Genomic DNA, 19,479 nt, shown 5'->3' on the forward strand with positions numbered 1-19,479 from the left:
CGGCAAATCCCAACTGCCGCCGAAGGGGCGCACAATCAGTTCTTGTCTTCGGGAAGCTCGGGCAAAGGCATCACGGAGATGCCTTCCTCGATAAGGTCGACGGCATCTTTTGGCGTCGTCTCGCCGTAGATGCTCCGTTCCTCGGCTTCGCCGTAGTGGATCTTTCTTGCCTCATCGGCAAACCCGGTTCCGACATTTTCCGAATTCTCGATGATCCGGGCACGCGCCTGTCTGAAAGCCTCGACAAGTTCCTTTTGCCGGACATCCCCGGGGAGCAGAGCGGACGGTTGAAGCGGTGTGTCTACCGATTTCGGTGTGGGCGGAGTGGCGGGTTCCGGAAGGTCCTGCGGTTGAACAGGCGGAGCAAGTCCGCGCGCTTCCTTGCTGCGTGCCGTCGACACGGCGGGGGCCATGAGCCCCTTTTCAACCTTGGCTGATCCGCAAACAGGGCAAGTCACGAGGTGCCGTGCACGCTGGGAATCGAAATCATCGGAGTTCCGGAACCAGCCTTCAAAGCCGTGCTTGGCATCGCAAACGAGCGTATATTTGATCAAGCCGGCTCCCCCCTCACAGCCTCGGTCATGCGGCAATCGAATTCGCGTTCGTTGGCGATCGCCGGAATGCGCGCGCGCGCCCTGGCAACTTTTCCCAGATCTATTTCGGCGACCACATGGCCCGGTGTGTCATTGTCCAGCTCGGCGACGACACCGCCCCAAGGATCGACAATCAGACTGTGACCGAACGTTTCCCTCTCGTCCTCGTGCCGGCCGCCCTGGGCGGCCGAAATGACGTAGGCGCCGTTTTCGATTGCCCGGGCGCGCTGTAGCACATGCCAGTGAGCTTGACCAGTTTGCCGGGTAAACGCTGCCGGCGCCGTCAGGATCTCCGCACCCAGACGCGCCTGAGCCCGGAAAAGCGCGGGGAAGCGAACATCGTAACAGATGGCCATTCCGAGCTTGCCGAAGGGCAGATCAACGACCGGAACCTTTTCGCCGGGCCGGTATGTGGAAGATTCCCGCCAGCTCTCTCCACCGGGCAGGTCGACATCGAACATGTGGATCTTGTCATAGGTTTCAACGATCGCACCGCCAGGCGCGATCAGGACCGCCCGGTTCGCGGCCTTGCCTCCGTCCAGAAGCACCGCAACCGATCCGACATGGAGGAAGATGCCGAGTTCGGCGCATATTCTGCGGGCCATCGCAACGAATGGATCCCGTTCCAGAACATCGATGCGTGCGGCCAGTTCTTCACGGCTTCGCACCAGAACATTCGACATCTCGGGCGTCTGAACGAATGTGGCTCCATCAGCGGCAGCCGCCCTGATCAGTTCTTCCGCGCGCGCCGTGTTTTCCGAAATGTCCTTGCCACTTCGAAGCTGGATACAGGCTGCAACAAAAACGGTCATGCGTTCGCTTCATCCGGAAGTACAGAATTCCTTGCCGGGGTACTTAATCAGGAAGCGAGCAAAGCGTCCAGTTTGCCGGAATGTTCCAGGTCGTGCAGATCGTCGCAACCGCCGACATGGGTCTGACCGACGAAAATCTGCGGAAAGGTCGAACGGCCGTTCGCCTTCTGAATCATCTGCTTGCGCAGGCCGCCGTCAAAGGTCGCGTCATACTCGGTATAATCGACGCCCTTCTTGTCGAGCAGACGCTTTGCAGCAGTACAGAATCCGCAAAGCTGGCGCGTATAAATTTCCACCTTGGCCATATCGTTGTCCCATAATCTGTGGCATCGCCGCCGAAACCGGCAGCGCCAATCGAAGTCGGGCGATATATGCGTGCAGTTTGAAGAAACACAAGACGCAAAGCGCTGTCTCAGGGATGGATTTCACCGGCCGCATCGCTTTGGGACGGATCGGCCAACGCGAATGTAAGAATATCGACCGACGCCGCACCACCCCCAAGAAGGGTTTTCGTGCACGCGGCGATCGTCGAGCCGGTGGTGATCACATCATCAATCAAAACAACGTGACGACCCTCCAGGCGATCCAGCCTGGTTTTGTCGACGCTGAACGCCGACCGGACATTCTTCTGCCGCTCCTTGGCCGACAGGCCAACCTGCCGCCGGGTCCGTTTCTGCCGTTTCAGGATGTCCGGCTCGTAGGAGCCGCCGCATTCCTTCGCAATGACCTGCGCCAGCGCGCCCGCCTGATTGAACCGGCGGGAGATCATTCGACCCCAGTGCAGCGGGACCGGAACGATCAGGCAGTCGGGCCCCAGGAATTCGCGTCCGGCATTGCTCATCCATTTTCCCATGGGACGTGCAAGCTCCCGCCGGCCGCCGAACTTGAATGCAAGCACGAGCCGCTGCGCCGAACCTTCGTAAAAAGCGACGGACCGCAACCGGTCAAAGACCGGCGGAGAGGCAATCGCCCGCGGGCTCCAGGTCTCTTCGCCGACATCATAGGCAAAGGGTGTCCCCAACCTGTGGCAAACCGGCTTTTCGATAAAAGCCATGCCATGCCAGCAGACAGGACACAGACCGTCGTCTGAACCCACCCGTCGATCGCAACAAAGACACCGGAGCGGCAGCAAGGCATTCAACGCTCCCTTGAGAGCGCCCGACGAAACGCTCGACAATTGTTCTCGAATGGAAATCACGTGATCAGCCCCCAAGTGCAACAAGCACGAAAGGCAACTTATAATTGATGAGACTCGATTTGAACTGTTTTTTCAAAAGTCGGAACTTTGACCTCCAAACGCAGATGTCCTAAGTGACGGATCTAAACCACCATCGACCGGACCCGACGTGAACGCGCAAACCGATCTGTTTGACCGCGCCCTGTTCAAAACAAGGCGCCAGCGCGCGCTGAAACGCGCAAAAACCGGAGCTGACTTCCTGTTGGCAAATGTCGCCGACGATCTGCGGGATCGTCTGCTGCTGATCAATCGGACGTTTCGGATGGCGGTCGATCTCGGCGGCCATACCGGCCGCGTTTCAGAGGCGATCGAAGCCGCGGGAAAAGCCGAAGACATTCTTCGGGCGGACCTGTTTTTTGCCGACCCTCACCTTCCGGCTCCGGATTTCATCTGTGATGACGCGCTTCTTCCGCTGAAGGACCAGTCGGTCGATCTGATTGTCTCGGCGCTCAACCTGCATGTCGTCAACGATCTGCCCGGAAGCCTCGTTCAGATCAGGCGCGCGCTTGCGCCCGACGGGCTGTTCATGGCCGTTTTGCCCGGTGCCGGAACGCTCACCGAACTGCGTGACAGCCTGACACGCGCGGAGCTGGAAACAACCGGCGGTGCGGCCGCCAGGGTCTTGCCCTTTGCCGACACGCGCGATCTCGGGAGCCTGCTCCAGCGTGCCGGGTTTTCGTTGCCGGTCACCGACATGGATACGGTGACCGTGCGCTATGACACGATGTTCGCGCTGTTGCGCGACCTGCAGGACATGGGAGCGACATCTGTCCTGAAGCAGGATGCTGCACGTCCCCTGCCGCGTGCAGCGCTGATGCGCGCGGCGGAAATCTACGCGCAGGACCACGCGGACGCGGACGGACGCATCAGGGCCACATTCACATTGATCACGTTGTCGGGATGGGCGCCGCACGAGAGCCAGCAAAAGCCCCTGCGTCCGGGTTCGGCAAAAACAAGACTGGCCGACGCTCTTGGCGTTTCAGAGAGAAAAATCTGACCAGGGTCTGATAAAACACAGCAATATCGGAAAACGGGACCTTACTTTGACGCGCCGTCCAGGGCACCCGAAATCGTTCCGAAGACATCGTCGCTGATTGTGGTTCCCAAAGGCACCATGGCCAGAATGATAACCGACCCCAACAGCCCGACGATCAGTCCGTATTCAATTGCCGTCGCCCCACTTTCGTTGGTCCAAAAGCGAGAGAGCAGCCCTTTGGCCGATGCGTCCTGGTCTGACTTCGTTTTCATTTTCACACTCCCGCACGACAGGTCTTTGCCTTGCCTGATTATACTGCGTCGATCAGGTGCGGGATGAGAGGTTCGTCTGCCGCCGGCATCGGATAGTCTCTCAATCTTGTTGCCCGCACCCATTTCAGGGCCTGGTCTTCCCGTCCAATGGGGTTTCCAGTCCACCTGCGGCAAATGTAAAGTGGCATCAGCAAATGAAAATCTTCATAAGCGTGACTGGCAAAAGTCAGGGGTGCGAGACACGCCTCGTTAACCTCGATTCCGAGCTCTTCACCAAGTTCACGGATCAGGGTTTCCTCCGGACGTTCTCCCGCTTCAACCTTCCCTCCGGGAAATTCCCACAATCCGGCCATGGACTTGCCCTCCGGGCGCTGTGCAAGGAGGATGCGTCCGTCCACGTCAACAAGGGCGCAGGCGGCAACTAGGACAATTTTTGTCATGAATTTCGTTCCAGTTTTCAACCCGGGGAAAAGGGGCCGTTAATCATGGCAGACATTCCCTTGCGATATCTGCCAATTTTAGTCAGCTTCGGTAGTCGCCGTTGATCGCGACATATTCCTTTGTCAGGTCGCAGGTCCAGACCCTGGAACGGCCGGAACCGATGCCCAGATCCACCCTGATCGAGATGCTGTCCTGTTTCATCACTGCGGACGCAGCCTCTTCGCTGTAGCCCGGATCACGTTCGCCTTCCACCGCGACACGCACATCGCCGAACCAGATGGCAAGCCTGTCCCGGTCTGCCGGCTCACCCGCCTTTCCGACCGCCATGACGATCCGTCCCCAGTTGGCGTCCTCCCCGGCAACGGCGGTCTTCACGAGCGGTGAATTCGCGATGGCCATTGCGATCTTTCGGGCCGAAGCGTCGCTCTCCGCGCTGTCGACGCGGATCTCCACGAATTTGCGTGCCCCCTCGCCATCGCGCACGATCTGGTGCGCGAGATCCTGCATAACCTCGCGCAAGGAGCCCTGAAGGCTTTCGACCCTCGGATCATCCATTGAAAGGATCGGTGGCACGCCGCGCTCGGACGCCCGTCCCGTTGCGAAAAGCAGAACCGTGTCGGACGTCGAGGTATCGCTGTCGACCGTGATGGCGTTGAAGCTGCCGCCTGTTTCGGCGCTCAACAGCGCCTGCAGCACATTCTGCGAAACCTCCGCATCGGTGAAAATGAAAGACAGCATCGTCGCCATGTCGGGGGCGATCATTCCGGCGCCCTTCGCGATCCCGCTGATCGTGATGTTCTGATCCCCGAAGTCCGCGTCGCTTGTCGACACCTTGGGATATGTGTCAGTCGTCATGATCGCCCTGGCTGCCTCGAGCCACGCGTTCCCGTTCTGGCCGGATTTCAGATCTTCGACGACGTCCTGGAGTTTTTCGGCCGGAAGCGGCTCTCCGATCACACCCGTGGACGCCAGATAAATCTCTTTCAAAGGGCAACCGAGCGACCTGGCGACGATCTGGCCGGAGAGTTCAACGGCAGCCTTGCCTTTCCTGCCTGTGAAGGCATTGGCGTTTCCGGAGTTGACGAGAAGCGCCCGCGCGGTGCCCGTCTTGAGCATCTCCTTGCACCAGTCGACCGGAGCAGACGTGCATTTCGACCGGGTAAAGACACCCGCCACCGTCGTGCCTTCGGCGAGGGTTGCCAGTAACACGTCGGTTCGGCCGGCATATTTCAAACCTGCTGCTGCGGTTGCAAAACGGACACCCGGGATCTCCGGCATGTCGGGGTAGGATTTCGGAGCGAGCGGAGAAACGGTCGTCGACATGACAGCTGTCCCGGTTGGTTGAACTTTCAGCTGTCCTTAGAGAGCGCATATGGCAAGCGCAAGTCTTTTCGTCCTGTCCCTGAAACGTGAAAACCCGGCGGTTGTTCCCGCCGGGCCTTCAAAGGATTGTCTCGGTTTTACTGCGAAGTCTCGCCCTGCTCGCTCGGCAACTGAAGCGTGTCGTCGAGAATTTCGACTGCGATCGCGTCCTTCAGTTCGGCCATCTTGGCCTCGTACTTCTCGCGGATAAGGCGCTGGCGCAGTTCGCCGGCAACAGACTCGAATGCCGGCTTTTCCTGGCGGCGTTTGTCTTCCAGTTTGATCACGTGCCAGCCGAACTGCGTCTGGACCGGTTCCTTGGTATAGGCACCGGGTTCCAGTTCGAAAACGGCATCCTCGAACGGCTTGACCATTTGACCCTTGCCGAAATAACCGAGATCACCGCCATTGGGACCGGAAGGACCCGTGGATTTTTCCTTTGCGAGTTCCACGAAGTCCGCACCGCCGTCAAGCTCTTTGATGAGGTCCTCGGCTTCCGCCTTTTCGTTCACCAGAATGTGACGCGCATTGACCTCCTCCGGACCTTCGTAATCTTTGAATTCCTCCTCGTAGGCGGAATTAAGGACGTCATCTGTGATCGCCCCGTCGATTTTCTGGGAGATATAGGCATTGCGCAGCGCCTGCAGTTCAAGGAATTCCAGCTGCTTCTTGAAGTCCGGGTCCTGATCCAGGCCATCTTCACGGGCGGCCTGCGCGATCAGTTCCATGTCGACGACAACGTCAAGCAGGAGCGCACGCCACTGATCGGGCGGGAATTGTTGCAATTGCTGGCCAAGGTCTTGTGCGGCAAAGGCAATATCGGCTTCCGTGATATCCGCATCGCCGACCTTGGCGACCACGTCCCCGGGTTCGGCGGCACTGAGCGAGGCGGATCCGAGCGTCACGGCCAGCAAGGAAACGGCAACAGCCTGAACGGGCCTGCGCATCGAAATTCGGAACATGAGAAGTCCTTTACGTATAGGAACAGTAACTTTCATTCCCTCAATCTGGAGGGCGTGGGTACTTTGCCTATTCCAGCGGCGTTGACAAGCATAGAGCCCCCTCTTATCTGTCGGGCGTCCCTGCTTTTGGGCGGGATGGCATCTTTAAGGCCGCGTTCACCGGCCGGCGCGTTGCGCCTGGCGGCAACGTGGACAGCAATTGAGACGATTTCAAGGGCGGGCGCCATATTGCCACTGTGGGCGCCGCCGGGTAGGGAAGGACCGCCACATGGCTGGCCTTGGCGCACTAGCACGTAAGCTTTTCGGATCTGCAAACGACCGGAAGATCAAGACATTTCGAGCAAGGGTCGAAGAGATCAACGCGCTCGAGCCGGAAGTTCAAGCCCTGTCCGACGAGGCGCTCAGAGCCCGGACCGAGGATTTCAGAAACCAGCTGAAGAACGGTGCGAGCCTCGACGACCTCCTCGCCCCGGCATTCGCCACCGTCCGCGAAGCCGCCCGCCGCGCGCTCGGCCAGCGCCATTACGATGTGCAGCTCATCGGCGGCATGGTTCTGAATTCCGGCCAGATCGCGGAAATGCGGACCGGTGAAGGCAAGACGCTGGTCGCAACCGCGCCGGTCTACCTCAACGCCCTGACCGGCAACGGCGTCCACGTCGTTACCGTGAACGACTACCTTGCCCAGCGCGACAGCGAATGGATGGGCCAGGTCTACAAGTTCCTCGGCCTGACGGTCGGCTGCATCACACACGGCCTGTCGGACGACGAGCGCCGCGCTGCCTATGAAGCCGACGTGACCTACGGAACCAACAACGAATTCGGGTTCGACTACCTGCGCGACAACATGAAACACGACCGTGCGTCGATGGTTCAGCGTGACCACTCCTTTGCCATCGTCGACGAGGTCGATTCCATTCTTGTCGACGAGGCACGGACACCGCTGATCATCTCCGGTCCGCTCGAAGACAGGTCGGAATTCTACAACACGGTTGACGCCTTCATCCCAAGCCTTGAGGAAGAAGACTACGAACTCGACGAGAAACAGCGCTCGGCCACGTTTACCGAAGCGGGTAACGAAAAGCTGGAGGCGCTGCTCAGCGAAGCGGAACTACTGAAGGGGGACTCGCTGTATGACGTTGAGAACGTTTCAATCGTTCACCATCTGCAGCAGGCCCTGAAGGCCCACAAGCTCTTCCAGCGCGACAAGGATTACATCGTTCGCAACGGTGAAGTGGTCATCATCGACGAGTTCACCGGACGCATGATGCCCGGCCGCCGCTTTTCCGAAGGTCTGCACCAGGCGCTTGAAGCACGCGAAAAGGTTCGCATCCAGCCGGAAAACCAGACCCTGGCGTCGATCACGTTCCAGAACTACTTCCGCATGTATGACAAGCTGGCCGGCATGACCGGTACGGCAGCGACGGAAGCGGACGAATTTGCCGACATCTACAAGCTCGAGGTCGTCGAAATCCCGACCAACGTTACCGTCAAGCGGCTGGATGACGACGACGAGGTCTACCGGACGGTCCAGGAAAAGTTCACGGCGATCGCGCAGCTGATCGACGACTGCAAGGAACGCGGCCAGCCTATCCTGGTCGGAACGACGTCGATCGAAAAATCCGAATTCCTCGCCGAGCTGCTGAAGAAGCACGGCTACAAGCAGATCGATCTCAGCGACCCGGCCGCCTTTGCCGCGGCACAGAAGAAGGACGACGGCAAGTCGAAGATCTTCGCTGTCCTGAACGCGCGCTACCACGAACAGGAAGCCTTCATCGTGGCACAGGCCGGATTGCCGGGCGCCGTCACGATCGCGACCAACATGGCCGGCCGCGGAACCGACATCCAGCTCGGCGGCAACGCCGACATGCAGATCGAGATGGAGCTCGGCGACATGCCCGAGGGCGAAGAGCGCGCTGCCAGGGAGGCCGCGATCAGGGCCGAGGTCGAGAAGCTCAAGGAAAAGGCTCTCGCCGCGGGTGGTCTTTACGTGATCGGCACGGAACGTCACGAAAGCCGCCGTATCGACAACCAGCTGCGCGGGCGTTCGGGACGTCAGGGCGACCCCGGACATTCGAAGTTCTTCCTGTCTTTGCAGGACGATCTGATGCGCATCTTCGGCTCCGAGCGCATGGATTCCATGCTGCAGAAACTCGGTCTGGAAGAAGGCGAAGCCATCATCCATCCCTGGATCAACAAGGCGTTGGAAAAGGCGCAGCAGAAGGTCGAGGCCCGCAACTTCGACATTCGTAAGAACCTGCTCAAGTTCGACGACGTCATGAACGACCAGCGCAAGGTGGTCTTCGATCAACGGATCGAACTGATGGACAGCGAGGCGATCCAGGACGCCGTGACCGACATGCGCCACGACGTCATCGACGATCTCGTGGCCGCGCACATTCCCGAAAAGGCCTATCCGGAACAGTGGGACACGGAAGGTCTGCAGGAAGAGGTGAAGAAGTATCTGAACCAGGACCTGCCGGTGAAGGAGTGGGCCGCCGAAGAAGGCATTGCCGAGGAAGAGGTGAAGGAGCGCCTGCGCCGGACGGCCGATGAGGCCATGGCACAAAAGGTCGCCAAATACACCCCGGACATCATGCGCCAGGTCGAGAAGGCCATCCTTCTGCAGACCCTGGACAACCTGTGGCGTGAACACCTTTCCAACCTCGACCACCTGAGGTCGGTTGTCGGGTTCCGCGGATACGCGCAGCGCGACCCGCTGCAGGAGTACAAGACCGAAGCCTTCACGCTGTTTGAGTCCATGCTGGCCCAGCTGCGTCAGATGACGACAGCCCAATTGCAGCGCGTCGAACTGGTCACCGAACAGCCGCCTCAAATGCCCGCGCAGCCGGAGATGCACGAGCATCACATTGATCCGCTGACGGGCGAGGACGAGATGGCGCGCGCGGATGCCCATTTGCAGGCCGTGCCTCCGGGTGAACGCGATCCGGAAGATCCCTCGACCTGGGGCAAGGTCGGGCGGAACGAGCCCTGCCCGTGCGGCTCCGGCAAGAAATACAAGCATTGCCACGGCGCATTGACGTAATAATTCGATATTGCAGCATGTTTTTGAAACCGGCACTTTTTCCAAGTGCCGGTTTTTGTTTTGTATTTACGCAATATCGACATCCCGTGATCTGGTCCGATGACAAGTTGTTGTCCGAAACCTGAACTTGGTTTACCTTACGGAACCAATCGAGTGGACGGGCTGAGGTTCTCGGTTCAGGCATCACACGAGCGAAACATCTGCCTTTCGAGAGCTGCAATGCCCTGCGACAGCGAGGCCACGCAGAATGGGAACGTTTCACATCGAAATCATCAAGCCGTCGCACTACGACGACGACGGGTACGTGTTGCAATGGTGGAAGGCCTGGATCCCTTCGAATTCCATGGCATGTCTCTACGCCATTGCGCAGGATTGTGCCGACCGGAACACCCTTGGCGACGACACGGCGATTACCGTCAATGCCTACGATGAAATGACCATGCGGGTGCCGCTCGCCGAGATCGTGAAAAACACCCGGAACGGTGGCGGTATCGTGTGTCTTGTCGGTGTCCAGTCCAACCAGTTTCCACGCGCGCTTGATATCGCGAGGCAACTCCGCGCCGAAAACGTGACGGTCATACTCGGCGGGTTTCACGTCTCCGGCTGCCTCTCCATGCTCAAGGACATGCCGGCGGATCTTCAGGAAGCGGTGGATATGGGCCTGGTCCTGTTCGCGGGCGAAGCGGAAGAACACTTTGAAAGCCTGCTTTGTGAAGCAAAGGCAGGCACGCTGAAACCCGTCTACAACGTGATGCACGATCTCCCCGGACTGCAAAACCAGGTGCCGCCGCTTTTGCCGGAATCCATTGTCCGGAAATATGACGGCAGCCTGTCCTCCTTCGATGCGGGGCGCGGCTGTCCGTTTCAGTGTTCGTTCTGCACCATCATCAATGTGCAGGGCCGCAAGTCGCGTTGGCGCGACGCGGACGACATTGAAAAGCTGATTCGGGCCAACCATGCCCAGGGCATCACCTCGTTTTTCATCACGGACGACAATTTCGCGCGCAACAAGAACTGGGAGCCGATTTTCGACCGAATGATCGAACTCAAGGAGCGCGACGGCATTCGGATCCACTTCCTGATCCAGATCGACACGCTGGCGCACCGGATGCCGGGTTTCGTCGACAAGGCCGCGCGTGCGGGGTGCACCCACGTTTTCATCGGTCTGGAAAGCATCAATCCGGAAAACCTCGCCCACATGAAAAAGGGCCAGAACCGGATCACCGAGTACCGGAAAATGTTCCAGCTCTGGAAAGAAGCCGGCATCATGACCTATGCCGGCTTCATCATGGGACTGCCGAACGACACGCCGGAGAGCATTCGCCGCGACATCGAGATCATCCAGCGCGAATTGCCGGTCGACATGCTCGAATTTACAATGCTTACGCCGTTGCCCGGCTCGGAAGATCATCAGAAGCTCTACGAGAAAGGCACCTGGCTCGACCCGGATCTCAACAGGTATGACCTGGAACACACGACCTGCGAACACCCCACCATGAGCGCTGAGGTCTGGCAGCGGACATACCGGGATATCTGGGACTGGTACTACACCGACGAACATGTCGAAACGTTGATGCGCCGGAACGTTGCCTACGGCATCAAACCCGTCAGGGTGTGGCGGCTCTGCCTGCAGATCTACGGCGCGATGCGCTTTGAAGGGGTGCATCCACAGCAATGCGGCTACTTCCGCTACAAGGACCGGCGTCAGCGCAGGCCAGGGTTCCGCCGGCTGCCCGCCCTGTTGCATTATCCCTCCTTCGCGCTCGACAGCCTCGTGAAATACGCACGCTTCGGTCTTTACGGATGGAAGATCCACAAGCTTCGCAAAAGGATCCAGAAAGACCCACGGGGAGCGGACTACACCGATTTCGCCATTCAGCCCGTAACGGATGCCGAGAACGAGGACCTGGAGATTTTCAACCTCAACGATGCCGCCAAGCAGGCCGTTGCAAAAGCCAAGCGTCAGAAGGAAATCCTGGACAAAACGCAACCCAGGGAGAAAACCGTCTCCGCCTGATTGAAGTGACGCTTCGGCAACCGGACATCGGCCGACCACGAACTGTGCAGCGCTTTGCCGGGGGCGAAGCTTGGGCTGGTCTTTTTCATGGAATTGCGGCAGGTTGCGCGGAACACCCTGGCCCAAATTCAGATCCGACACCTCGATGAACCAGACGGCTGCCTCGAAAATCTATGTCTCGCGCCGGGAGACCGCAAGAACGGCCGATCCTCTGCTCAGCGTGATTGTGCCCGTCTTCAACGAAGAAGACGTCATCGGTCATTTCCTCGACGCGACTCGCCCGATCCTGGAAAAGACCGGGCTTGCCTATGAATATGTTTTCATTGATGACGGCAGCCGAGATTCAACCGCCGACTTCCTGTCCGAAAAGCTGAAAAGCGGTCTTCCCGGACGGATGCTCGGCTTGTCCCGGAACTTCGGCAAGGAAGCGGCCCTGTCCGCCGGCCTTGAAGCCGTGCGCGGCGATATTGCCGTTATCATGGATGCCGATCTTCAGGATCCGCCGGAACTGATCCTGCAGATGCTGGACGGCTGGCGCGCTGGCTATGATGTCATTTACGGCCTCAGGGTCGACAGGTCTTCCGACACGGTCCTGAAGCGGTCAACCGCGAACATGTTCTACAAGCTTTTCAACAAGCTTGCGAATATCGACATGCCTGCCAATGCCGGGGATTACCGGCTGATCGACCGGGCCGTCATAGATGCGCTTTTGCGCCTTCCCGAACGCAACCGGTTCATGAAGGGCCTGTTCGCCTGGGTCGGGTTTCCGGCGATGGCAATTCCGTATGAACGGCCCGCGCGCAAGGCAGGCGATGGAAAGTTCAATTACTGGAAGCTCTGGAATTTTGCCCTGGACGGACTGACGAGCTTTACCACGCTGCCCCTGCGCGTCTGGTTTTACGGCGGTGCCGCGATTTCCTTCGGCGCCTTCGCCTACGCCATCTTCCTCACGGTGCGCACATCCCTGTTCGGTGTTGACCTTCCCGGTTATGCATCGTTGATGGTCGCGCTCTTGTTCTTTTCCGGCGTGCAATTGCTCTCGATCGGAATGATCGGCGAGTATATCGCGCGCCTCTTCAACGAAGCCAAGCAACGGCCGGTCTATATCCTGCAGGACGTTATCGAAGGCACGGAGCAGGAAGCCGAAGAGACAGGCAAGGACAAGAATGCCGGCTAAGGTGAACCGCGACACGCTCAAGACGGAAGGCGCGGCCGTCGGAAAATTCGCGATTGTCGGCGTTCTGGCCACGCTGACCCATGCAGTGGTTGCGTCTGTCCTCTTTGAAACCGGGCTTCTGGCAGTCGTACCCTCGAATGTCTCCGGCTTTCTGGCCGCCTTCATCGTTTCGTTCAGCGGACACTATTTCTGGAGCTTCAGCCATCTGCGGCAGGCCGGAACGATGCTCAAAAGCATGACGAGGTTCCTGATCATCTCGGTCAGCGGATTCGCACTCAATTCAACGATTCTGGCCCTGTGGCTTGCATTTGCACCCTGGCCTGAAATCTATGGCCTCTGGCTTGCAATCGCCGTGGTTCCGGCATTCTCTTTCGTCGGCGCCAGGCTTTGGGCCTTCACGCATCAACCGGCCGCATCCTGACCAGTCGTCTTCAGGCTCCCCAGAAAGGGAAAACGGAATGACCGCATCGCGCGCCGCACTCCTTTACGCCGTCGGCCTGCCGCTGCTCTACGCGCTGATACCAACGGTCACGTTTCCCGGCCCGCCGCTCGATGTGGTGGAGGGATTTGCCTGGGGCCGCGAACTTCAGTTCGGCTACACCAAGCACCCGCCCATGCAGGCCTGGCTCCTGGAAGCAACCTATCGCCTGACTGGCGGCCATTATTTCGGCGGCTACTGGCTGAGCGCGCTCTCGGTCGCGCTCGGTTATCTTTTTATCTGGAAAATCTGCCGCCACCTGGGCATGAGCGCATGGCAGGGATTCTGGTCGATCGTGCTGACCAGCGTCACGTTCTATTTCACGCTGCCCCTGCCCGAATTCAACCCGAACATCCTGCAGATCCCGGTCTGGTCGGGCATGATCCTCCTGTTTCTGCGGGTGCTTGAAACCGGACGCCTCGCCGACTGGCTGCTGCTTGGCGTTCTGACCGCTTTCGGGCTCTACACCAAGTATTTCGTCTTTCTCATCGTCGGCACCATCGGGCTGTACGTACTCGTCTTCAGCGACGCGCGCAGGGTGCTGTTCACACCCGGACCTTGGATGTGCGCTCTTGCATGTCTGATTTTGCTGGTCCCGCATGCCCTCTGGCTTCTGGACACCGATTTCCTGACGCTTCAATACGCCGCCAGCCGCAGCAAGCCTGCATCCTCGATCATCGGCCATCTGTGGAACCCGCTGAATTTTCTGCTTGCCCAGATCGGCAATCACGCCGGGATCTTTCTCGTCATGATCGCCGGACTCGGCTGGCAGGGCCTGAAGGATTTTCGATCCGCTCGAGACAGGCGCGTCTTGGATGCGCCCGCTCGCAAGGACCGTTTCCTTCTCTGGTTTGCCTTCGTTCCCCTTGTTGTCGTGTTGCTGGCCTCGGCCGTGACCGGGAGTGAATTCGAACATATGTGGGGCACACCGATGTTCGTCCTGTCCGGCATCGTGGCTGTGCGGTTCACCGGCATTCCCGCCCTGTGGCCGCACCCGCGCCGCGCCCTTGCGGCAGCCCTTGCCATCCAGCTGATTTTCCTGTCGGTTATCTTCGGCCAGGCGGTCCTGGAACCTTACTGGAAACAGAAGCAGACGCGCATTCACTATCCCGCACGTGCCGTAGCGGAAGAAATGGCGCGCATCTGGCAAGAGGACCGGAACACCGACCTTGCCTATGTTGCTGGTGACATGTGGTCCGCGGCCAATGTCGCCCTGCACGCCCCGAGCCGGCCGTCGATGTTCTATCTTCACAGCCGGACGCTCAGCCCCTGGATCGACATTGACGACGTTCAGAAAAAAGGCCTCATGATTGTCTGGCGCGGCGACCGGAAAACGCCGTTACGGGAGTTTCTGGGATACTATCCCGGCGCGGTCCGTCAGGGCAGCAGGACATTTGGCTATCTGTCCGATGCGGAGATTCCTGAGGTAACGGTAAACTGGCTCATCATTCCTCCCGGCAAGGTGGCAGAAGCTACCGTGAATTAAGAGCGTCAAGTGACACGCGCCAGCTGGAAACCGCGTGGAAAGACCACTACGTTCACCCAATGATCAGCATGGCAAAAATCGACGACATCGAGGACTGGCTCATCGGTCAGGCTCTCGGGTCACCGAACCTGGCGGAGATGTTCGCGCAAATGTGCGAACGCATGCGCAAATGCGATGTCCCGATCGATCGCGCGATGATGGCCTGGTCAACGCTTCACCCGCTCATCGAGGCGGAAGTCGTTGTCTGGGAAAGCGGCAGCGAGTTGCAGCATGACTTGATCGCGCATTCGGAGGAAGAGACAGAGGAATGGCTCAAGAGCCCGGTGCGCGCGGTTCTCGTCAACCAGGAACCCCGCTTCAGACGCCGGTTGGCCAAGTCCAACGCCCCACAGGAATTTCCGTTGCTGACCCGGCTAAGCAAGTCCGGTTACACCGACTATCTTGTCTTGCCGACACGGTTCGATCTTCCGGTCACCAATGACGACTATCCCACCACCGGCATCATTGTCAGCTGGTCGACCCAGCACGAAACGGGCTTCAGCGACGAAGCGCTGTCGGCCATCGAATACATCCAGAAACGGCTTGCTCTTGCGGCACGCGCAACCATCGAAAGCCAGATAAGCCGGACGATCGCCGAAACCTATCTGGGCAAAAACGCCGGCAACAAGGTCCTGAGCGGACAGATCCGGCACGGCGATGGCGAGACGCTGGACGCAGTCATCTACTACAGCGACATGCGCCGCTCCACGGCAATCGCCGAAGCGCTTGGTCCGGATGCCTATCTGAACTGGCTCAACACCTATTTCGAGGCAACGGCCGGTGCGGTTCTCGACCATCAGGGAGAAGTTCTCGATTTCATCGGCGATGCCGTCCTGGGGGTCTTTCCGCTCGGCACGCTGGGCCTCGACAAGGCCGGAGCCCGGGCGATCAAGGCAGCGGACGAGACGCGCAGACGGCTCAAGGCCATCAATGACGACCAATCGAACGTCATGGACATGCAGGCCGGTATCGCCCTGTCCGTCGGATCGGTCATGTTCGGCAATATCGGCGTGCCCAGCCGCTTGACCTTTTCCGTTATTGGGCAGACGGTGCATGCCGCCGCGCGCATTGAAAGCCTCACCAAAACCGCAGGCTCCGACGTGCTCATGACCGAGGATGTCGCAAGACTTTGCGGTGCGCGCGCAAAACCCGTCGGGTCGTTCGAGCTGAGCGGCTTCACCGACCCGCAACCGCTGTTCGCGCTGGCATGAGGACGCCCGCCCATCCGTTTCGCCGCTATTTCCGAAAAATCCAATTCAGGCCTGGACCGAGGACAAACAGACAGACATGACCGATCTACGCCCGGCACCGCAAAAACATCTGCCTTTCAACGACCAGGCTGCCGACGGCGGCAATGACCAGGAACCGATTGTTCTCCTGCATGGCTTTGGCGGTGACCGGCAAACCTGGCTGAACACACAAACGGCTCTTGCGGGAAAGAAACGATCGCTTGCCTTTGATCTTCCCGGGCATGGCGGGGCTCTCGACTGGCCACGTATCGGCAATGCCGGCGTTGCGGCAAAGGCGGTTGCGCAGTCCCTGGAAGCGCTGGCACTTCCCCGGGTCCACCTTGTCGGGCATTCCATGGGAGGGGCCGTCGCCGCACTGGTCGCGCTGAAGGATCCCGACAGGATCGCCAGCCTGACGCTGCTTGCGCCCGGCGGGTTCGGCCCGGAAATCAACCACCGCCTGTTGCGCCGCTACGCCACGACCACCGACACCGCGGGAATGGAAGTGCTGCTGGAACAGTTTTTCGGTTGGGAATACCGGCTCCCCAAATATCTTGCAAAGACCGTTGCCGAGAGCCGGTCCAAGCCAGGCGCGACGGCGACGCTTGAGGCCATAGTGGAGGAAATCCTCGACGGCACGGTCCAGAAAACGCTCCCGAGAGACGAACTCGCCGCCCTGCCGATGCCGATGAAGGTGATTTGGGGAACGCAGGACCGGGTTCTGCCGACCCGGCAGGCACACAAGCTCCCCGGGATCGTGGCGACCCACATATTCGAGCGGGTCGGGCACATGCCGCATCTGGAAATCCCACGGGAAGTGACCCGGCTCATCCTGCAAAACGCGGGCGCTGTCTGACGCCCGCCAGGTATCACGCGTCCGGCAGCAGCCCCTCGCGCCAGGTTTCGCCGATGACCCGGCGTGCCAGCATGTGCGAGCGCGGGAAATTGATGCTGTCGACTGCAATGAGCTTGCCGTCGCTCAGATAGGCAACATAGAACTTGTGATCTTCGGGAGATCCGACAAGCACCGTGTCGTCATAGCCTTCGGACAGGCCCGCGATCTGCAGCTTGATGTCATACTGGTCCGACCAGAACCACGGCAGCGGGTCGTAGTCGACCTCCTCGCCCAGCAGCGACTGGGCCGCCGCCTTTGCCTGATCGATGGCATTTTGTACGCTCTCCATGCGCACGGAGCGCTGATAGCGGTTGGAGTAGAACCGTGTGCAGTCCCCGACGGCGTAGATATCCGGGTCGCTGGTCTGACCGGACCCGTCGACCAGAACGCCATTGTCGACTTCCAGGCCGGCCTCTGCGGCCAGATGATCGTTCGGTTCGGCACCGACGGCAATAAGCACGAGTTCGGCAGGAACCAGTTCACCGCTTTTCAATCTCACACCGCTGACCGCGGCCTCGCCTTCAAGCCCTTCGATACCGGTCTCAAGACGCAGGTCGATGCCATTGTCGCGATGCAGCTTGGCGAAGTAGTCCGATACGGCCTGGCTGACCACCCGTTTCATTGGCCGGTCCTGCGCTTCGATGACGCTCACCGATTTGCCCATTGCCTTTGCGACCGCTGCAACCTCAAGGCCGATATAGCCCGCGCCGATGATCGCGATGTTGCTGCTCGTCTTCATGCCCTCGCGGATTACGTCGACATCTGCAATCGAGCGCAGCGTCGCGACACCTTTCTTGTCGGCGCCTGCAAGTGGCAGCGAACGCGCATTCGTGCCGGTCGCCAGAACCAGTTTCCCATAAGGAAGCGTGTCACCGTTTGCCAGGCTGAGCCGCTTGGCCGCGCGGTCGATCGCGACCACTTTCGTGTCGGGGATGTGGTCGATCTTGTTGGTCTCGAAGAACGCGGGCGGGCGAAGCCAAAGCCCTTCTGCGCCAACGTCTCCAGACAGGTATTTCTTGGAAAGCGGCGGGCGCTGGTAGGGTGGATGCGGTTCATCGCCGATCAGGCGCAAGGGGCCTTCGAAACCACCCTGACGAAGTGAATGGGCAAGCTGTGAACCGGCCTGGCCGGCACCGATGATGACGATTTCTTCCTGCATTCCGTTGCGCCTTCTCAATGCAAATTTCGTCGTCACTGGAGCAACCGGTGTTCAATTGCAAGCGCTTGAACATCCAAAGCCGATCGTTTCCAGAGTGATCGAGCATTCTTGATCGTTCGTTTGAACGCACGATGCTCTAGCACGAACATTATCGCTCCGCCAGAAGGGCGAAATGACGCGACGAATTCGACACAGAAAAGAGGCAAAATCACGCGTATTCAGCACATGTCACGCGCTTGGGCACGGTCTCTTGAAGACCCGGATTTGAAATGGAGATTGCACGCTGCGCGAGAGCGTCATATGTCACTCATTCACCCGGCACGTTTTCGACCCTGCGGGACGCAGGACCATCGGTGTGCGCTGACGGTTCCAACAGACGCATATCGGCGTCGATCTCCTTTTGAGGCCAACTTGAGTTATCTGACAAAAGCCGCACCGGTGATCTTCGTCCTGCTGTGGTCAACCGGCTTCATCGGTTCGAAACTCGGCGCCCCCTACATCGATCCGATGGTGTTTCTGACGGTGCGGTTCTTCGCCGTATTGCCGATCCTTCTGCTTCTGGCGTTTTTCCTCACCAAGGCCTGGCCGGTCACCCCGATTGCCATTTTGCACTGTCTCGTTACCGGCATGCTTGTTCACGGGATCTACCTGGGCGGCATCTTCTGGGCCATCAAGCAGGGCATGCCCGCCGGCGCGTCTTCGATCATCGTCGGGCTGCAGCCTGTTCTCACCGCTCTGATCGCGGTCCTGCTTCTCGGCGAAACGATCTCCCGGAAACACTGGATCAGCATGGTGATCGGAGGCGTCGGCCTGCTCCTGGTGCTCGGGCCGAAATTCGATATCAGCGGAACCGGGATCACCACGATCACGGTCGCCGTCGCCCTGGTGGCCGTCGTTGCGATCAGCCTGGGCACGGTCTACCAGAAACGGTTTGCCGTAAAGACGGACCTGCTTGCGGCAACGATCTGGCAATATGTCGGCGCGCTTCTTGTGACGACGCCTCTGTCCATGTTCGAAAGCTGGCATATCATCTGGTCGGGTGAACTTGTCTTCGCGCTTGTCTGGCTGGTGCTCGTTCTGTCCGTGGGTGCGGTTCTGCTGTTGATGCTGCTCATCCGCGAAGGGGCCGTTTCCCAGGTTGCAAGTCTCTTCTACCTTGTGCCCGTGGCAACGGCGGTCGAGAGCTACTTTCTGTTCAACGAAACGCTGACGCTTGTTCAGATCGCGGGGATGGCCCTCATTATCGGCGCCGTCCTTGTGATCCGGCAAACGCCCAAAAAGGTCTGAAACAGTTCCGGAAC

Annotated in this window: 18 protein-coding genes; 9 read left to right on the forward strand and 9 right to left on the reverse strand. The window is 59.3% G+C overall.

Going from position 1 to position 19,479, the window contains the following annotated elements:
- Positions 1-35: 35 nt before the first annotated feature.
- From RBB49_RS06270 to RBB49_RS06285, 4 genes are all read right to left on the reverse strand, one after another.
- Positions 36-554 carry a DUF1178 family protein gene (locus RBB49_RS06270; RefSeq protein ID WP_306141856.1) on the reverse strand — a complete coding sequence of 173 codons (519 nt, stop codon included), beginning with the start codon at positions 552-554 and terminating at the stop codon, positions 36-38.
- Positions 551-1,405: a carbon-nitrogen hydrolase family protein gene (locus RBB49_RS06275; RefSeq protein WP_306141857.1), complete on the reverse strand. Its 855-nt coding sequence runs from the start codon at positions 1,403-1,405 to the stop codon at positions 551-553. Before RBB49_RS06275 ends, RBB49_RS06270 begins: the two co-directional genes overlap by 4 nt.
- A gap of 47 nt (positions 1,406-1,452) precedes the next feature.
- Entirely contained in the window at positions 1,453-1,710 is a 258-nt protein-coding gene (gene grxC, locus RBB49_RS06280) for a glutaredoxin 3 (RefSeq protein ID WP_306141858.1), read from the reverse strand.
- A gap of 107 nt (positions 1,711-1,817) precedes the next feature.
- Positions 1,818-2,603: a ComF family protein gene (locus RBB49_RS06285; protein WP_306141859.1), complete on the reverse strand. Its 786-nt coding sequence runs from the start codon at positions 2,601-2,603 to the stop codon at positions 1,818-1,820.
- A gap of 148 nt (positions 2,604-2,751) precedes the next feature.
- Between RBB49_RS06285 and RBB49_RS06290 the strand changes: the two genes are divergently transcribed.
- Positions 2,752-3,639: a class I SAM-dependent methyltransferase gene (locus tag RBB49_RS06290; RefSeq protein ID WP_306141861.1), complete on the forward strand. Its 888-nt coding sequence runs from the start codon at positions 2,752-2,754 to the stop codon at positions 3,637-3,639.
- Between the two features lie 41 nt (positions 3,640-3,680).
- Here RBB49_RS06290 and RBB49_RS06295 read toward each other — a convergent pair whose 3' ends face one another.
- From RBB49_RS06295 to RBB49_RS06310, 4 genes are all read right to left on the reverse strand, one after another.
- Positions 3,681-3,890, reverse strand: a complete 210-nt coding sequence (locus RBB49_RS06295) for a Flp family type IVb pilin (RefSeq protein WP_306141862.1) — start codon at positions 3,888-3,890, stop codon at positions 3,681-3,683.
- A gap of 38 nt (positions 3,891-3,928) precedes the next feature.
- Positions 3,929-4,330: an 8-oxo-dGTP diphosphatase MutT gene (mutT, locus tag RBB49_RS06300; protein ID WP_306141864.1), complete on the reverse strand. Its 402-nt coding sequence runs from the start codon at positions 4,328-4,330 to the stop codon at positions 3,929-3,931.
- 82 nt (positions 4,331-4,412) lie between these two features.
- Positions 4,413-5,654, reverse strand: coding sequence for a bifunctional glutamate N-acetyltransferase/amino-acid acetyltransferase ArgJ (gene argJ, locus RBB49_RS06305; protein WP_306141865.1), 1,242 nt, complete (start codon positions 5,652-5,654; stop codon positions 4,413-4,415).
- A 137-nt stretch (positions 5,655-5,791) separates the two neighbouring features.
- Positions 5,792-6,655 carry a peptidylprolyl isomerase gene (locus tag RBB49_RS06310; protein WP_306141866.1) on the reverse strand — a complete coding sequence of 288 codons (864 nt, stop codon included), beginning with the start codon at positions 6,653-6,655 and terminating at the stop codon, positions 5,792-5,794.
- Positions 6,656-6,923: 268 nt separating this feature from the next.
- Here RBB49_RS06310 and secA point away from each other — a divergent pair, with 268 nt between their 5' ends.
- The 7 genes from secA to RBB49_RS06345 all read left to right on the forward strand — a co-directional run bounded on the left by secA (position 6,924) and on the right by RBB49_RS06345 (position 16,980).
- Positions 6,924-9,698, forward strand: coding sequence for a preprotein translocase subunit SecA (gene secA, locus RBB49_RS06315; RefSeq protein ID WP_306141867.1), 2,775 nt, complete (start codon positions 6,924-6,926; stop codon positions 9,696-9,698).
- Between the two features lie 247 nt (positions 9,699-9,945).
- Positions 9,946-11,715 carry a radical SAM protein gene (locus RBB49_RS06320; RefSeq protein WP_306141868.1) on the forward strand — a complete coding sequence of 590 codons (1,770 nt, stop codon included), beginning with the start codon at positions 9,946-9,948 and terminating at the stop codon, positions 11,713-11,715.
- Positions 11,716-11,860: 145 nt separating this feature from the next.
- Positions 11,861-12,892, forward strand: a complete 1,032-nt coding sequence (locus RBB49_RS06325; RefSeq protein WP_306141869.1) for a glycosyltransferase family 2 protein — start codon at positions 11,861-11,863, stop codon at positions 12,890-12,892.
- Entirely contained in the window at positions 12,882-13,313 is a 432-nt protein-coding gene (locus RBB49_RS06330; RefSeq protein WP_306141870.1) for a GtrA family protein, read from the forward strand. Before RBB49_RS06325 ends, RBB49_RS06330 begins: the two co-directional genes overlap by 11 nt.
- Positions 13,314-13,350: 37 nt before the next feature.
- The gene (locus RBB49_RS06335; protein WP_306141871.1) at positions 13,351-14,856 is read left to right on the forward strand and encodes a glycosyltransferase family 39 protein; all 1,506 of its coding nucleotides are present in this window, start codon (positions 13,351-13,353) and stop codon (positions 14,854-14,856) included.
- 68 nt (positions 14,857-14,924) lie between these two features.
- On the forward strand, positions 14,925-16,106 hold the full coding sequence (locus RBB49_RS06340; RefSeq protein WP_306141872.1) for an adenylate/guanylate cyclase domain-containing protein: 1,182 nt from the start codon (positions 14,925-14,927) through the stop codon (positions 16,104-16,106).
- A 76-nt stretch (positions 16,107-16,182) separates the two neighbouring features.
- A complete protein-coding gene (locus RBB49_RS06345; RefSeq protein ID WP_306141873.1) occupies positions 16,183-16,980 on the forward strand; it encodes an alpha/beta fold hydrolase in 798 nt (265 codons plus the stop codon).
- Positions 16,981-16,993: 13 nt separating this feature from the next.
- Here RBB49_RS06345 and RBB49_RS06350 read toward each other — a convergent pair whose 3' ends face one another.
- Positions 16,994-18,178, reverse strand: a complete 1,185-nt coding sequence (locus tag RBB49_RS06350; protein ID WP_306141874.1) for an NAD(P)/FAD-dependent oxidoreductase — start codon at positions 18,176-18,178, stop codon at positions 16,994-16,996.
- Positions 18,179-18,589: 411 nt separating this feature from the next.
- Here RBB49_RS06350 and RBB49_RS06355 point away from each other — a divergent pair, with 411 nt between their 5' ends.
- Entirely contained in the window at positions 18,590-19,465 is an 876-nt protein-coding gene (locus tag RBB49_RS06355; protein ID WP_306141875.1) for a DMT family transporter, read from the forward strand.
- Positions 19,466-19,479: the final 14 nt, after the last annotated feature.

Origin of the sequence: Roseibium sp. MMSF_3412 (assembly GCF_030733265.1) — a bacterium.
Taxonomy (GTDB): Bacteria; Pseudomonadota; Alphaproteobacteria; order Rhizobiales; family Stappiaceae; genus Roseibium.